At 73.9% G+C, this 15,272-nt stretch carries 11 protein-coding genes and 2 pseudogenes; 7 read left to right on the forward strand and 6 right to left on the reverse strand.

Features of this window, described 5'->3' with window-relative positions:
• Nucleotides 1-181 precede the first annotated feature (181 nt).
• The 6 genes from QA861_RS44015 to QA861_RS44040 all read left to right on the forward strand — a co-directional run bounded on the left by QA861_RS44015 (nucleotide 182) and on the right by QA861_RS44040 (nucleotide 9,978).
• Nucleotides 182-1,201, forward strand: coding sequence for a hypothetical protein (locus tag QA861_RS44015; protein WP_334594560.1), 1,020 nt, complete (start codon nucleotides 182-184; stop codon nucleotides 1,199-1,201).
• On the forward strand, nucleotides 1,198-3,762 hold the full coding sequence (locus tag QA861_RS44020) for a lantibiotic dehydratase family protein (protein ID WP_334594561.1): 2,565 nt from the start codon (nucleotides 1,198-1,200) through the stop codon (nucleotides 3,760-3,762). The genes QA861_RS44015 and QA861_RS44020 overlap by 4 nt, the downstream gene beginning before the upstream one ends.
• A complete protein-coding gene (locus QA861_RS44025; RefSeq protein WP_334594562.1) occupies nucleotides 3,759-5,480 on the forward strand; it encodes a hypothetical protein in 1,722 nt (573 codons plus the stop codon). Before QA861_RS44020 ends, QA861_RS44025 begins: the two co-directional genes overlap by 4 nt.
• Complete coding sequence (locus QA861_RS44030; protein WP_334594563.1) at nucleotides 5,470-7,410, forward strand: TOMM precursor leader peptide-binding protein; 1,941 nt, start codon at nucleotides 5,470-5,472, stop codon at nucleotides 7,408-7,410. Before QA861_RS44025 ends, QA861_RS44030 begins: the two co-directional genes overlap by 11 nt.
• 82 nt (nucleotides 7,411-7,492) lie before the next feature.
• Entirely contained in the window at nucleotides 7,493-9,046 is a 1,554-nt protein-coding gene (locus QA861_RS44035) for a nitroreductase family protein (RefSeq protein WP_334594564.1), read from the forward strand.
• A gap of 14 nt (nucleotides 9,047-9,060) precedes the next feature.
• Entirely contained in the window at nucleotides 9,061-9,978 is a 918-nt protein-coding gene (locus QA861_RS44040) for a thiopeptide-type bacteriocin biosynthesis protein (RefSeq protein ID WP_334594565.1), read from the forward strand.
• Nucleotides 9,979-10,149: 171 nt separating this feature from the next.
• On the opposite strand, the gene QA861_RS44045 is transcribed toward QA861_RS44040, so the two are convergent.
• From QA861_RS44045 to QA861_RS44055, 3 genes are all read right to left on the reverse strand, one after another.
• Nucleotides 10,150-10,716 carry a YceI family protein gene (locus QA861_RS44045; RefSeq protein ID WP_334594566.1) on the reverse strand — a complete coding sequence of 189 codons (567 nt, stop codon included), beginning with the start codon at nucleotides 10,714-10,716 and terminating at the stop codon, nucleotides 10,150-10,152.
• A gap of 113 nt (nucleotides 10,717-10,829) precedes the next feature.
• Complete coding sequence (locus QA861_RS44050; RefSeq protein ID WP_334594567.1) at nucleotides 10,830-11,651, reverse strand: ABC transporter permease; 822 nt, start codon at nucleotides 11,649-11,651, stop codon at nucleotides 10,830-10,832.
• A complete protein-coding gene (locus QA861_RS44055) occupies nucleotides 11,648-12,613 on the reverse strand; it encodes an ABC transporter ATP-binding protein (RefSeq protein ID WP_334594568.1) in 966 nt (321 codons plus the stop codon). The genes QA861_RS44050 and QA861_RS44055 overlap by 4 nt, the downstream gene beginning before the upstream one ends.
• Nucleotides 12,614-12,882: 269 nt before the next feature.
• Between QA861_RS44055 and QA861_RS44060 the strand changes: the two genes are divergently transcribed.
• Nucleotides 12,883-14,085: an FAD-dependent monooxygenase gene (locus tag QA861_RS44060; protein WP_334595043.1), complete on the forward strand. Its 1,203-nt coding sequence runs from the start codon at nucleotides 12,883-12,885 to the stop codon at nucleotides 14,083-14,085.
• Between the two features lie 14 nt (nucleotides 14,086-14,099).
• On the opposite strand, the pseudogene QA861_RS44065 reads toward QA861_RS44060, so the two are convergent.
• The 3 genes and pseudogenes from QA861_RS44065 to QA861_RS44075 all read right to left on the reverse strand — a co-directional run.
• A pseudogene (locus tag QA861_RS44065) lies at nucleotides 14,100-14,207 on the reverse strand (ABC transporter permease); the annotation flags it as partial.
• 3 nt (nucleotides 14,208-14,210) lie between these two features.
• A pseudogene (locus QA861_RS44070) lies at nucleotides 14,211-14,528 on the reverse strand (ATP-binding cassette domain-containing protein); the annotation flags it as partial.
• An 86-nt stretch (nucleotides 14,529-14,614) separates the two neighbouring features.
• A complete protein-coding gene (locus QA861_RS44075; protein WP_334594569.1) occupies nucleotides 14,615-15,256 on the reverse strand; it encodes a PadR family transcriptional regulator in 642 nt (213 codons plus the stop codon).
• Nucleotides 15,257-15,272: the final 16 nt, after the last annotated feature.

A 15,272-nucleotide genomic window follows, 5' to 3' on the forward strand; every position in this document is an offset into this window, starting at 1 on the left:
GATCACTCGAAAGGTGCGGAATTCCATGGGGGTTGATGCTCCGGAGCGCACGGCCGTGACGCCGGATTCGACCGGTCTGACGGGGGTGCGGCTCCATACCCGGATGCCCGTCTCGCCAACCTGGCTGGCCCGTCACGTCGTTCCCGTCGCACGTGCTCTGACCGCGCAAGGGGCGCCTGCCGTGCAGTTGCGCCGAGGCTGGCTGCACGGGCCGTACGTCGACATTCTCGCGCTGTCGGTGCCGGGGGTTCCCGGGCCCGACTGGGCAGCGGTCGCGGCCCGGCTGAATGCCGGACCGCTCGACCCGTCGCGGGCGCTGACCGAGGAGCAATACCTCGTCCAGGCACGTGAATTCGGCCGTCTGGAAGCAGTCCCTCCGCCGTACCTCCCGTTGCACGAGCACGGCGCCGTCGAGCGGGTCACGCCGACCGCCGGGAACAGTGCCGAACCGCGTCTGGATCCTTTCCGTACCGTTGTCGCCGGCGCTCTCGCCAAACCCCTGATGGGCATGATCGAGGCCATCGCCGCCGACCCCGCCTGCGCCACCGTACGACTCGCGGAGGCGTTCACCGCGCTGGCCGACACCCACGCGCTCGGACCGGCGTACGGGGTCTTCTCCCCTCGCTCCCACGTCGAGGCCTTCCTGGCCTGGGCGGCGCCCACCAAGGACGTGCGGCCCGTGTTCAAGGAGCGCTACGCGCGGGACGTGCGGCGGCTGCGCACCGTGGTGGAACAACGGGTGTCGGGCGAGGTCTCGCCCGCCGCCTCCGAGTGGCGCACCGCCTTCGCCTACTGCGCGGGCGCGCTGGAGAACGCGGTCGCCGCGGGCACCTTGACCCTCGACATGCTCGACTCCGCCACCGCGGGCGTGGACAAGAGCGAGATGGGTCCGCCCGGAGCCGTCCGCACCGTCCCGCAGGGGGCGCAGCCAGACAGCGACTTCCATCGGACCGTCGGCAAGTCGGGGGTGGTGGCCGACCCGTCGAAGTGGTTCGCCGCCTTCCGCCTGCTGACCAACCTCTTCTACGAGCAACTGCCCCTGCTGACCGTCTCCCCCATGCAGCGCTACTACATGTGCTTCGCCATCGCCGAGACGATGGACGACGTGCTCGGCGTTTCCTGGCAGGAGCGGCTGCGGGAGCAGCAGGACCGCAGTGGCCGGGGCGACAGCGCCCTCACAGAATCCGGAGCCTCCAGATGACCGAGCCCCTGAAGGAGCCGCTCTGGTTCCTCCGCGTCAACCCCCTGCGCCGCGCCCGCATCGGCGACCCGGCCCAGCGAGCCCTGCTCGCCGAGTACGCCGGGGCCCACACCGAACTGGCCGCGGCGACCACCGCGTGCTCCGACGAGCTGTACGAGCGCATCGGCACCGTGGAGGGACCCGAGCGGCGCGAGCTGGTCTCGCTGCGCCGTACGGTCCTGGCGGGACGCGCTCCCAAGACTCCGCCTCCCGCCCCGACCCCCGTCATGACGCGCTGGCTGGCCGCCCAGGCGCGGCACGAGCGGCTGCGCGCCGAGCTCGTGGCCGGCTACCCCGAGGCCGCCAAGCGCGAACGGGCCGGTCTGGCCGGGCTGCTCGCCGACCCGGACCTGCTGCGTTCACTGGCGCTGGTGGCGCCCGAGGTCCACCACGAGGCGGAGCGCTACCGCACGGCGGTGGCGGCCACCGGCCCGGTGACCTCCAAGACCCGCAAGTCGGAACGCGGCCTCATCCAGTACGTGACGCGGGCGATGGTCCGCACGAGCCCGCTCTCCCGCTTCACGGCGGTCGGCATCGCGGAGCCCGACCCGGCCGGTGTCGCGCCCGACGACGTGCCGTTCACCGGCGCAGTGGCCTTCGCGGGCCTGGACCGCGTCATGCTCGGCTACGTCCTCGGCGGTCTCCCGCAGGCCGAACTGTCCGACCTGGACGACAAGTGGATCGGGCTGCCGCCCACGTCGGCGCCCGACCCCGAGAGCGGCAAGCTGTTCTTCCTCAAACTTGTCCCCGAGGGCATGCGGCGCATGGCCGTCCCGCTGGACGGACCCGCCGGGCACCTGCTGGACGCGGTCTCGATGGGCCCGCGGCTCTTCCCCGCGGTCGTCGCCCACGTCGCGGAGCGCTCCGGCTGGGCCCCGGCCGAGGCCGAGGCGCGGGTGCGCCAGGCCGTGGGCCAGGGCCTGCTGTGCACCTTCAACGAGGCCGAGGACGGCAACGGGGACTACGAGGAGCTGCTGACGCCCGCCGATCCGCGGGCGGCCGAGACCGCCGCCGAGGTGCGCGCGGGCCTGCCGAAGCTGGCCGCCGCCCCGGCCGGGGAGCGCGGCGCCATCCTCGGCGAACTGCGCGGCTCGCTGGCCCGGCTCAGTCACATCGCCGGCCGGCCCTCGCAGATCACCGTCGAGGAGGACTTCGTCATGCCGCCGCTGAAGGTGGCGACGGAGCGCTGGCACGCGCAGCTGGCGGACCTCGGGCCGGCCGTGGAACTGCTCACCGTCTTCGACTGGCTGCACGACGTACGCGTCCTGATGACGGCCGCGTTCGTCGAGCGGTTCGGGGCCGGCGCCAACGTGCCGCTGGCCGCGAACGCCGCCTTCGTGGTCGGCGAGGTCTCCCGCCGGGCCGCCGCGATGGACGCGGTGTACGGGCCGCACGGCACGGGCGATCCGTCCGGGCTCAAGGGCATCGGCCCCGCCGACGGCTCGCTGGAGCGCATGTACCTGCTGCGCCAGGAGCTGACCGCAGCGGTGCACGCACGGATCTCGAAGACGGCGGACGAGGGTACGGACACCCTGGCCTTCTCCCCCGCCGAGGTGCGCGAGCTGACCGCGGCGCTGCCCGAGCGGTTCCGCCAGGACCGGCTTGTCTACGGGGTACTGCTCCAGCAGTCCGACGGGCACCTGATCCTCAACGACGGCCTGCCCGGCCACGGCATGCTCTACGCCCGCTTCCTCGACGCCGACCGCCGCCTCGGCGGCCGGGCCCTGCCGCTGCTCGCGGAGCGGCTCCAGCGCACCTACGGCGCCGACGGCGCCCGGGTCACCGAGGACCTGGGACTGCACCGGCTCAACGTCAACGCGCACGCGCCGATCCTGCCGGGCGGCCTGCGCCCCGAGGACTGGTTCTCGCTGCGCCTGGTCCACGACGCGGACACCGACACCCTGCGGGTGGAGGACCCCGAGGGCCGGCCGACGCGGGTGCTGCCGCTCGGCACCGGACACCCCGGGCTGTTCCCGCCTCCGCTGTCGGTGGCCTCCGGACTGGTCATCAGCGGGCGGCTGTTCAACTCGCTGCCCAACAGCTGGCACGCGGTCACCCCCTGGGACCGTTCGGCCACCCGCGTCGCGCCCCGGATGGCGGTGGGCAACGTACTGATCGGCCGGCGCCGCTGGTACGGCGGCGAGGAGCTGGACGCCGCGGTTGCCTCCGGTCCCGACGAGCACGAGCGGCTGCTGGCCCTCACCGCCTGGCGGGCCCGGTACGGGGTACCGGAGGAGGTCGTCATCAAGAACGCGCCGGAGGACGAGGGCCCGCTGTCGGTGGGCGCCCCCGATGTGCAGTCCAAGCGGCTCCAGCAGAAGCCCCAGTACGCCGACCTGGCGAGCGCGCTCGGCACCCGGGTGCTGCCGCGGATGCTGGAGCGGCGCGGGACGAACGGCTGCTACCTCGAAGAGGCGCTGCCGGGGGTGCAGGACGGCACTCATGCCACCGAGTGGGTGGTCGAGGTCGGCCGCGAGCCCGGAGGCCGGTTCACCTACCAGGGCCCCGAGGGGGAGCAGTGACAACCACACCCGAGCACACCATCGTCGCCCGGCCGGACCTGCACTTCGCGCCCGTGCCGAACGGCGTGTACGTCAGCGGTCCGCGCGGCCGGTTCGTGCTGAGCGGTTCGGAGCTGCTGTACGCCGTGACCGAGGGCTGCATGCCGCTGCTGGAGTCCGGCGCCACCGAGGACGAGCTGGTCGCCGCGATCGGCACCGACAAGTCCCGGCCGGCTGTACGGCACCTGATCGCGAAGATGCGCGAGGGCGGCATGCTGCTCGACCCCGCGCTCTTCTCCGTCCCGGCTCCCGGGGCGGAGCTGCGGGAACGCTTCCCGGAGGCACTGGCCCGGCTGGAGTCGGCGCTGGACGACCCCTACGCGGCCTTCGCCCGGCTCCGGGCGGCGCGGGTGCTGCTGGCGGGGCCGCCCGAGGCGACCGGTCCGGCGGCCCGCGGGCTGCGCCGGGCCGGGGCGGGCGAGGTGATCGAGACCGCTTCGCTGGCCGCGTACGAAGCCGCGCGCGCAGCCGGTGACGAGGGCGGCCGGGAGGCCGTGTACGAAGGCCTCGACGCGGTCGCGGAGATGACCACGGGGGTGACGCAGCACCCGGCAGCCATTCCGGACGGCGTCCCCCTCCTCACTGTCGCGCTGGGCGGCCGGGTCGCCCTGACCGGGCCGGCGCTGACCGGCGGCGGCCGGGACCTGGTCTGGGCCGCCTTCCGGGACCGGGCGCTGGCCTGGGCCGAAGCGGAGGCCACCGAGCCGGCCCCGCGGCCGGTCGCGGACGCCCTCGCGGGGGCGCTGGCGGGGCTGTTGCTGTTCGACACCCTGACCGGCACGGCCGAGCCCGGTACGGGCCACGTCGTGTACGGCGCCGATCTGGCCACCGAACCGGTGGACATCGGCGGGGCCCCGCACCCGGCGGCCCCGGCCGGCCGGCCGAGCACCCTGGATGACGCCTCCGCCGAGCCCGTGCCCGATGCCGAGGAGGCCCTGGAGGCCGTCCGGGCCGTCGCGCGCCGCTGGACCGGGCTGTTCGCCTCCGCGGCGGGCGAGGACCTGCCGCAGATGCCGCTCGCGCTGCGGGCGGCGGAGCACCGCGCCGGGCAGAGCGGCGCGCTGGTGGGCTGGGCCGCGCACCAGGAGACCGCGACCGTGGCCGCCGCGCTGGCGGCTCTGCGCGCCCGATCCCCCCGGCCCGGCACGCCCGCGGCCGGTCTCACCGAGGAGCACTGGCTGCTCGACGGTGTCCTGCGCATCCTCGCCGGCGACCCGGCGATGGAGCAGGAGGCCGAGGCGCCCACCGACGCGGAGGGCGCGCGGATCCTGGCGGGCCTGCTGGCCGCCGGGCGCGATCCCGAGGTGGCGTCGCTGCGGCTTCCCGGGCTGGACTGGCGCCTGGCCCGGGTGACCCTGGGCGGTGTGCCGCTGGGCCGCGGCTGGGGCGCCACCCCCGAGGAGGCCGTCCGTACGGCCCTGTGCACGGCGCTCGCCCGGGTTCAGGCGACCGGCTTCGGAAGTGTCGCCGAACTCTCCACCGACGCGCTGCTGTTCGCGGACAGCACGGTACTCGGGCGGCTGCGCAAGCAGCTCACCGCCCGCGCCGCACAGGCCGGTACCGGTTACCGCGGCCGGGCCGTACGCACCGACCCGGTGCTCGGTCCGCTCCCTCTCTGGCACGGCCCGGTCGAGGCCGTGACCGGCACACCCCCGCAGGAGGCTCGCGATGCCGGCTGAAACCACCCTGGAGGGACCCGCCGTCTTCGGCCCCGGTACGGACCGCGCCTACGACGCCCCGGACGGGGACTGGCGCACGGTCCTGACGGCGCTGGCCGAGGCCACGGGTGCGCCGGTCGCCGTCAACCGCGGCTGGGACCTGGACTGGGAGCGGGAGCACGTCGCGCGGGCCGCCGGTTACGGCACGGACGTGCTGTCGGTCCGGGTGTTCGCCGACGAGGTCCTCGTCGGACCGCTGTGGCGGCCCGGCGACCCGGACGGCGGTGGCTGCGCGGGCTGCGCCGAGGTCCGTGAGCGCACGATCCTCGACCACCCGCTGGTCGGCGACCTCGGCCGGGCGACCGCCGCCCCGCGGGCCGCCGCACCGCTGCTGCCCGAACTGCTCCGGGCGACCCTGGAGCACCTGGCACGGCGGCCCCTGGCCCCGGGCGAGTTGTACGTCGTATCGGCGGCGGGCAACCGGCGCCGCCGGATCGCCCGCAGCTTCCACTGCCCCGTGTGCGGGCCGACGGCGGCCGGACTGGACGGTTCCGCGGAGCCGTTGCCGCTGGCGCTGCGGTCCCGTCCGGCCTCCGCGGGTGATCCGACCCGGTCGGCGGAGAGCCGGCTGGTCGAGCGCGGCATGCTGCGCGAGCGGCTGGTCGACGACCGCTTCGGGCCGGTGCGGGCGATCCTGCGCGAGTGCCACGCACCCTTCGCGATGAGCATGGCCGTGGTGCCGGACGCCCCTGCGATGGGGCACGGCCGGGCGCAGATCTTCGCCGAGACCGAGCCGGTCGCGGTGCTGGAGGCCTACGAGCGGCTCGGTGGTTTCCCATACGACATCCCGGTCCTGACGGGCCGGTCGTACCGGGAACTGGGCGGGCGGGCCGTCGATCCGGCGGGGCTGGGCCACTACACGGCCGAGCAGTTGGCCCATCCCACCTCACGGGTGACGCCGTTCACCGAGGACACCCCGATGGACTGGGTGTGGGGCCACGACCTGGCGGACGGCCGTCCCCTGCTGGTGCCGGCGGACCACGCCTTCTACCAGTACGAGTACGCGTTCCGGCGGGACCGGCGGGCCGCGCGCGCAGCCGGTCCCCACGGGCGCGAGCACTACTTCTACGAGTCCTCCAGCGGCTGCGCGGTCGGCGCGAACCTCGAAGAAGCGGCTCTGCACTCGCTGTTTGAGCTGGCGGAGCGGGACGCGTTCCTGCTGTCGTGGTACCGGGCGGCCCCCCTGCCGTACATTCCGTCGTCCTCGATAACCGACCCCACCAGCCGGGCCATGATCGAGCTGATCGAGGCCCGCGGGTTCGACGTGAACCTGCTGGTCGTCACCCAGGACATCGCCCTGCCGGTGGTGTGGGTGCTGGCCGTCAACCGGGAGAACCCCTTCCCGGCGACCTTCTCCTCGGCCGGTTCGGGCGCCGATCCGCAGTCCGCGATCCGCGGGGCGCTGCGCGAGGTGGCGCAGCTGGTGACCAACCCGATCGACTGGACCCGTGCGCAGGTCGAGCCGATGATCGACGATCCGTGGCAGGTCCAGGAGCTGGAGGACCACGTACGTCTCTACTCGCTGCCACAGATGCGGGAGCGGGCGACCGCCGGGCTCGGCGGTCCCCGGGTGAGCCTGGAGGAGGCGTTCCCGGGCTGGCCGCAGAAGCTGACCGTGGCGTCGGGCGGCGACGTGCGGGGGGCGCTGGACTTCGTCCGGGGCCTGTTCGCGCAGGCCGGTCTGGAGCAGATCGTGGTGGTCGACCAGACGAGCCGCGAGCACGCGGACGCGGGTATCCACGTGGCGCGTTCGGTGGTGCCCGGGATCCTCCCGATGTGCTTCGGGCACGCGCAGCAGCGGCTGACGGGGCTGCCCCGGCTGACGGCGGCGCTGCGCGGCACGGCGCAGGATGGCCGTCCGGTCCCGTACGACCCGCACCCCTTCCCGTAGCGGCCGCGGTATCCACCCCTGGCCGGGCCGGGGCCCGATCCCCCCTCGGGCCCCGGCCCCGTTCTTTTTCGGAGGCCCGCTGATGACGCCCACGACTGAGCTCCGCACCCCGCGGCCCTGCCCGGTCGACCTGCCCGGCCCGGAGGGCGACAACTCGATCGCGCGCGAACCGCTCTGGCACGCGTACGGGGCCGGCGCTGACCGGCCCGAGCCGCCCCACTGGACCTGGACGCCCGAGGCCCCGCCTGACACGCACGTGCGGCCCGCGCCGCCGACCGGGGACGGGGTCCGCACGGTGCTGCCGCTGGGCACCACCGGGCTGCTCTCCGCCCTGCGGTACCCGGACCGGCCGACGGCCGACGGGCCTGCGGGCGGGTCTGCCGGCGCGGGTCCGGTGGATGCCGAGCGGCTCGCGCACGCGCTGGTCACGGCCTTCGGGCCGCAGCGCCGGGAGCCGGAGAACCCGTACAACGACCACCGCCCGTACGCCTCCGCGCGCTGTCTCTTCCCCGTCCACGCCTTCGTGGACGGCGGCGGCCCGCGGCCCTGGCGACTGCTGGAGCCCGACCTGCACGCGCTGACCGGCGCGCCCGGTCCCGGCCCGGCCCGGCGGATCGCGCTGACCGGGCGCTACACGGCGGTTCCGGCAGCCTACAAGTGGTTCCGCGGCTCGCTCGTCGCCATCGAACTCGGCATGGTGCTGCGCTCGCTCGGCATCGGCCTGGAACTCTTCGGGGTGCCCGCGCGGCTGCGGCTGCCCGGCCCGGACGCGCACGGGCTGCTCTCCGGGCTCGGCTTCGAGGCTCCCTGGGAGTGGTCCCTGCCGCTCACCGTGGAACTGGGCGGTGAGCGGACACCCCCGGCCGCCCGCACGGACGCCGTCCCGCTGCCGGCCCCGCCGGCCGCGGGCGATCCCGCGCTGGCGGACCTCGTACGGGTCAACCGCGGCCAGCGGTACGACGGCCGGGCGCACCCCCTGACCGCGGCGATCCCGGCCGGGCTCGGCCGCTCGGCGGTGGCGCCCGACTGGGCGGAGCTGCTGTGGCGGCGCCACTCGGGCCGGATGCCGCGCGCCCTGCACGGGATGACCGGGCGGCGCAGGCGGGTGCCGGCCGAGGCGTTGGACAGCGCGCTGCGCTGGCTGTCCGTACCGCCGCCCGGACCGGACCTCGCGGCGGCCTTCGCGGGGATCCGGGTCACGGTGGTGACGCACGGGGTCGACGGCACGGCCGACGGGGTGCACCGGGCGGACCGCGGCGCGGCCCGGCTGGTGCGCGAGGACGCCTCGGCCGCCGAACGGCTGGAGGAGCAGTACGGCTACGGGGTTTCGCCCGTCAACGGCTGCGGGATCCGCAACGCCCCGATGTCGGTGTTCCTCTCGGTGCGCCCCCGGGAGCTGTTCGAGCGGCTGGGCCCGGGTGGCTGGGGCGCGGCCCAGCACGCGGCCGGCTGGGCGGTGCACGGGCTGTGCCTGTCGGCGGCGGCCTCGGGGCTGTTCGCGCGGCCCGTGAGGGCGTTCAAGGAAATACCCACGCAGCGTGTCCTCGGCCTGGAGGAGGACGAGACCATCGTCCTGTCCGCGGTCGTGGGGGTCCCGCAGGAGACCGGCGGCGCGCTGCTCGACCTGCGACGGTGAAGGGAACCTCACACATGACGAACGAGCAGACGGCCTGGACGGCCTGGCACCTGCACCTGGGCACCACCGCCCGGTCCGCGCACGACCGGGTGGTGACCGAGGCCATCGGCCCGGCGGTCGCGCACCTGGACGGCCGGGCCTGGTTCTTCATCCGCTACTGGCAGCGCGGTCCGCACCTGCGGCTGCGGGTCGCGGGTCTGGCGCCGGACGAACTCCCCGGATTCGAGAAGGTCCTGGGGGCGCGGCTGGCCGACGCGGGTCGGCTCGCCCCGCAGGAGGAGCCGCTGGACGCCGAGGCGTTCCGGGCGGGTGCGGGGGTGCTGGCGGCCGGGGAGAGCGGGGAGAACCGTTCCCTGCAGTCGCTGCTGCCGCCCGGCGTGCACGCGGCCCGGTACGAGCCGGAGTACGGCAGGTACGGGGGGCCGGCGCTGATGCCCGCGAGCGAGCGGATGTTCCGGGTGTCGAGCGAACTCGTCCTGGCCCTGGTGCCGCGGATCCGCGGTAAGGCGCACCGCGCGCAGTTGGCCCTGCGGGGGACGATGGCGGCTGCCTCTGCGCTCGGCGGCCCGGACGAGCGGGCCTCGTACTACGCGCACGGCCTGGCGGCCTGGCGGGGCTGGGCGGCGCAGGCGGGGTACGGAGACCAGGTGCTGGATTCGGTCACCGCGATCGCGGGCAACGGGGACGGCTCCGCCGTCGACCCGCTGGCGCACGGCCCGTTCGGCGGCTGGCACGAGGAGGCCGGGGTGCTGGTGGACGCGGTACGGGCGGCCTCGCCGGTACCGCCGGGGATGATCCTTTCCTCGCACACGCACATGCTGCACAACCGGCTGGGGCTGAGCATGCTGGAGGAGCTGCGCACGTACGCCTGGCTGGCGAACGCCTTCCCGGCGCCGACGGGTGCGGCCCCGCACCTGGCGCCCGTCGGCTGAACGGCCGCGCGCAGCCGGTCGTACCCGCTACGCGCGAAACCGCGTAGCGCGAAACCGCGTAGCGCGAAACCGCGTAGCGCGAAACCGCGTAGCGCGAAACCGGACGCCGAGGGCCCGGCCGGAGGATCCGGCCGGGCCCTCGGCGTCCGGCGGCGTGCGGGACGGCGCGCGTCACAGACCGCGGACGAAGACGGCGGTGACGCGAACGCTCAGCCGGGGTCCGACCATGCCCCGCATCGCGCTCACGCCGAGCGCGTGCCGGTCCACCTGCGCGGTGGCCCGTACGACGACGCGCGTGCCGCCCTTCGCGGTCTCGATGCCCGCGGGGTCCACGTCGATGGTCAGCGGGACGCTGTTGCCCTTGACCGTGAGGCGTCCCTCGACGATCCAGCCGGCCGTGGCGCCGCCGGTCAGGCGGTCGCCGGTGAAGCGCAGGACCGGGTGGCGCGCGGCGTCGAGGAAGCCGGCGCCGGTGACCTGGCGGTCCCGTCCGGGGTTGCCGGTGTTGAAGTCGGCGGCGTTCAGGCTGATGTCGAAGGCGCGCAGCGCGCCGCCCCCGTCGAGCTGTACGGCGCCCGCGCCGACCGGGATCCGGCCGGAGACCGGTAGAAGGAAGAAGTGCCGGGCCCGGAACTCCACGGAGCTGGCTTCGGCGTCGATGTCCCAGAGGCCGCTCAGCTCGTCGAGGTGCGAAACGGCGGCGGTGGCGGCGGATGATGAGGAGAGGGAGGAGGACATGAGGGGGGTTCCTTCCGGGAGGGGTGTCACGGGGTCGCGAAACGTCGAGGGGGCCCCACAGTCGAGGCCCCCCGAGGACGTGCACGCCGTACGGGGCAGTCGCCCGGCCGGCACTACTCCGGGCGCGGGTCCCAGCGGAAGCTGCGGACCGCGATCAGGGCGCCGATGACGCCCCAGGCCGCCAGGACGGCCAGTTCCTTCCAGTGGAGGCTGCCGTCACCGGTGAACGGTGCGAGCATCGCGTCGTTGAACGGCTTGACGGGCAGCAGGCCCGCGATGTTGTTCAGCACCTCGGAGTGGATCGGGAAGTAGCTGCCCGAGATGAAGACGAGCGGGAACTGGATGAACTGCACCACCGCCGGGGCGGCTTCGGAGTTCTTGATGAGCGAGGCGACGCCCACGCCGAGCGCGCAGAAGCTCGCCGCGCCCAGGATCAGGGTGATGGCGACGACCGCCCAGGCCGTCGGCAATGTCACGCCGTACAGCGAGCCGATGCCGATGACCAGCGCCACGTCGATCACCGAGACCACCACGCAGTGCACGAGGAGTCCGGCGAAGTAGACCCAGGCGGGCAGTGGTGTGGCGTGCAGCCGCTTGAGGATGCCGGTCTGGCGGCGCATGGCCAGCACGATCGCGAGCTGGCCGTAGCAGGCGCCGAGCACCGAGACCGCGGCGATGGCCGGGGTGTAGTACTGCATGCCCGAGAGGCCGAAGAAGAACGTCTCGCCCTCGCCGCCGCTGAAGACGGCGCCGAAGATGCCGATGATGACGATCGGCAGGACGAAGGTGAACACCATCGACTGCGGGTTGCGCCAGAAGGACAGCTGCTCGAAGCGGATCTGGTGCCAGAGCAGGGCGAGTGAGCCCCGCTCGCCGTTCGCGGCGGCCGGGCGGCCTCCGGTACGGGTCGTCGTGGTCGGGGTCAGGGTGGTCATGATCGGCTCCGATTCGGTCGGCGCCGTGTCCCGGCGGAGGACGGCGCGGAGGCTCCCTGGACCGCGTGCTCGCGGGTCAGGCCCAGGTAGACGTCCTCGAGGGTGGGCTGGTCGACGGTCAGCCGCTCCAGCGGAGTGCCGCGCCGCAGCGCCCAGTCGGTGAGTTTGAACAGGGCGGCGGTGGGCTCTTCGACCTCCGCCGTGACCAGGCCCTCGGCCACCTCGGCGACCGGGACGGGCACGTCGGAGACGACGGCGCCGCGCGGCAGCGCGAAACGGATCCGGGCGAGGGCGTTGTCGCGCCCGCCGAGGGTCTCGGGGGTGCCCGAGGCCACGACCTGCCCGGCCGCGACGACGACGACCGAGTCGGCGAGCGCCTGGGCCTCGTCCATGTAGTGGGTGGTCAGCACGATGGTGGTGCCGGCGTCGCGCAGGTTGCGGACGACGTCCCAGGCGCCGCGGCGGGCGTTCGGGTCGAAGCCGGTGGTCGGCTCGTCCAGGAACAGCAGCTGCGGGTTGCCGATGACGCCGAGCGCCAGGTCGAGCCGGCGCTTCTGGCCGCCGGACAGGTCCTTGACCTTGGCTCCGCGCTTCTCGTCGAGGCCGACCAGGTCGATCACCTCGTCGACGTCGCGCGGGGCCGGGTAGTAGCCGGCGTTGCGCGCCACAGTCTCGCGGACGGACAGGTAGGGCTCGACGGCGATGTCCTGGAGCACGAGGCCGATCTGCCCGCGCAGGTAGCGTCCGCCGTCCTTGGTGCCGGGGTCGCGGCCGAGTACTTCCACCCGGCCCTCGTCACGTCGGCGGAACCCTTCCAGGATCTCCAGCGTGGTGGTCTTGCCCGCCCCGTTCGGGCCGAGCAGGGCGAAGATCTCTCCCTCTTCCACGGTGAAGTCCACGCCTCGGACCGCTTCGTGGTCGCCGTACTTCTTGCGCAGGCCCTCTACGGCCACCGCGGTCACTGCGGCTCCTCCGGATGCCTCACTGTGGTCCTCCCGGGTCGTTGTATCGCCCGCAGAACGGACTCCCGGGCGCTTTGCCGACGTTAGGGGCGGACAAGCGGTAGGACCGGCTCCGCAGAGCGTCCTGATGACGGAGGTCACGGAAGTCACGACAGTTGTCAGGTCACCGGTGACCCGGCATTGCCGCGGGGGTGGGGGACACCGAAGCTCGAAGCCGGAACAGGCCGGCAGATCGTGGCAGAGGAAGGGCGGTCGGAGACGTGCGGTTCATGGAGGTCGGCGAGAACGCCGAGGAAGAACGGCAGATCACCGTGGTGGGTGCCGGGATCGGTGGTCTTGCGCTCGCCGGCGCACTGGCCGCGACCGGCACGTCGTACACGGTGTACGAGCAAGCCGACCGGTTCGCCGAGGTGGGTGCGGGAGTGCAGCTCTCCCCCAACGCCTTGCGCCCGCTGGCCCGTCTGGGCCTGGGACCCGCGCTGAGCGAGTGGGGCGTGCGGATCGAGGCGATGGAGGTGCGCGGCTGGACCGGCCGCCCGATCTCCCGGACACCGCTGGGCGAGGAGTGCGAGCGGCTCTACGGGGCCCCGTACCGGACCATCCACCGGGCGCACCTGCACGAGGCCCTGCTGTCGTTGGGCGACCGGGACCGGGTCAGGCTCAGGAGCCGGCTGGACTCGGTGGAGCAGGCGCCGGACGGTGCCAGGCTGTCCTTCGCCGACGGTACGGTCCGCACGGCGGGCGTGCTGGTGGGCGCGGACGGCATCCACTCCACGGTGCGCGAAGTGCTGCGCAAGGACGACCCGGAGTTCTCCGGACTCGGCATCTACCGCGGTCTCGTACCGGTGGAGAAGCTGCCGGCGGAGGCCCGCGAGGCCCTGGTGCGGCTGTGGCTCGGGCCGGGCGGTCACTTCGTGTGCTATCCCGTCGACGGCGGCCGGCAGATCAGCTTCGCCGCGACCGTCCCGATGGCGGACGCTCCGCACGAGTCCTGGTCGGCCCCGGCCGATCCGGCCGATCTGGTACGGGCCTTCGGCGGCTGGACCGGGCTGGTCCCGGACATCGCGCGCAATGCCGAGGTGCTGCACCAGTGGGCCCTGCACGACCGGGGTCCGCTGCGCCAGTGGTCGACCTCGCACATCACCCTGCTGGGGGACGCCGCGCACCCGATGCTGCCGTTCATGGCCCAGGGCGCGAACCAGGCGATCGAGGACGCGATGGACCTGGCGGCCTGCCTGACGCAGGAGTCGGACTCCACGGTCGCCGAGCGGCTGGCCCGGTACGAGGCCCTGCGCGTCCCGCGCACCGCCGAGATCCAGCGGGCCTCGCGCGGTAACGCCGACTTCCTGCACCTGCCCGACGGGCCGGCCCAGCGGCGGCGCGACGCCCGGATGGCGGTCGGCGCTTCCCTGCGCGACCGGGCGACCCTGTACGCGCACGAGACCGGCCGCAGCGTTATGGCCGGCGTCTAGTCCAGAGCCCCGTGTTACCGGCTCAGGCGGCCGAACCTCCGTACCGCCAGTGGGAAGAAGACCGCCAGCAGGGCCAGCGGCCAGGCGACGGCCGCCCAGAGGTGTCCCGGTTCGCCGCCGGGATTGAAGCGGGCGAGGAGTTCGTCGGCCCGCACGCGTGCGTGCGGGCGCCCAGGTGGTAGAGGCGGCCGAACAGCTCCGGGTTCTGCCGGCCGCTCAGCTCCTCGTCGGGTGCCGCGTGCCAGCCGAGCAGGCCGATGCGGAAGCGGACCGCCTGGGCCTCGGTCAGCACGTCGTGGCCGGCCACCTCGACCCGGCCGCCGTCGGGCCTGAGCAGCGTTGACAGGATGCGGACCAAAGTCGTCCTGCCCGCGCCGTTCGGCCCGAGCACGCCGTGCACCGTGCACCGTGCCACGGGCGAGCAGGAGGTCGAGTCCGGACAGTGCGTGTACGTCGCCGTACTTCTTGTGTGCGCCTTCGACGGTGTCGCCGCGTCGACTACAGAACCCTCCTTGCTAGTTAAACTTGATTAGTGAGCGTCCTCGGGGTGCTTCTCCCCCGTCGCGTACGGGTTCTCCTCGCCCTCGGCCAGGACACCGACGAACGGTTCGCCCTCGCCGGCGAACGTGTACGCCCCGCCCTCGATCCGGGCGATCAGACCCAGGGTCCACTCGGCCTCGGCGTCGGCCGTGTGGATCCAGAGGTTCATGATCTCGCCGATGTGGCCGAGCTGTTCGGGGCCGTTCTCGGGGACGTAGTTCTCGGTGACCGAGGCCCGCCACTCGCCGATGCGCCGGGTGCGTTCCTTGAGGAGGGTCACAGCCTCGTCACGCGGCAGGTCGACGACGAAGCCGATCGCCGCCGACTTGAGGTCCATCTGCTGGTCGTACGAGGTCAGAGCCTCGCGCAGCAGCCGCAGGAACTCGGCGGTGCCCTTGTCGGTGATCTCGTACTCCGTGCGGGGCGGGCCGCCGGCCGTGGAGGGAGCGATCTCGTGCGCGAGCAGCAGGCCCTGCTTGGCCATCTGCTTGAGCGCGTGGTAGATCGAGCCGGGCTTTGCGTTGGACCACTCGTGCGCGCCCCAGTACTCCAGGTCGTTGCGCACCTGATAGCCGTGGGCCCGCCCGTGTTGACGGACCGCACCGAGCACGAGGAGACGGATCGCTGACATGCCGTCCAGATTAGGA

It is taken from the genome of Streptomyces sp. B21-083 (assembly GCF_036898825.1).
Taxonomy (GTDB): domain Bacteria; phylum Actinomycetota; class Actinomycetes; order Streptomycetales; family Streptomycetaceae; genus Streptomyces.

Coding starts and splice junctions, on each gene's coding strand:
- QA861_RS44020 (WP_334594561.1), top strand. CDS start 1,198: ATGACCGAGCCCCTGAAGGAGCCGCTCTGGTTCCTCCGCGTCAACCCC.
- QA861_RS44030 (WP_334594563.1), top strand. CDS start 5,470: ATGCCGGCTGAAACCACCCTGGAGGGACCCGCCGTCTTCGGCCCCGGT.
- QA861_RS44035 (WP_334594564.1), top strand. CDS start 7,493: ATGACGCCCACGACTGAGCTCCGCACCCCGCGGCCCTGCCCGGTCGAC.
- QA861_RS44040 (WP_334594565.1), top strand. CDS start 9,061: ATGACGAACGAGCAGACGGCCTGGACGGCCTGGCACCTGCACCTGGGC.
- QA861_RS44045 (WP_334594566.1), bottom strand. CDS start 10,716: ATGTCCTCCTCCCTCTCCTCATCATCCGCCGCCACCGCCGCCGTTTCG.
- QA861_RS44050 (WP_334594567.1), bottom strand. CDS start 11,651: ATGACCACCCTGACCCCGACCACGACGACCCGTACCGGAGGCCGCCCG.
- QA861_RS44060 (WP_334595043.1), top strand. CDS start 12,883: ATGGAGGTCGGCGAGAACGCCGAGGAAGAACGGCAGATCACCGTGGTG.
- QA861_RS44075 (WP_334594569.1), bottom strand. CDS start 15,256: ATGTCAGCGATCCGTCTCCTCGTGCTCGGTGCGGTCCGTCAACACGGG.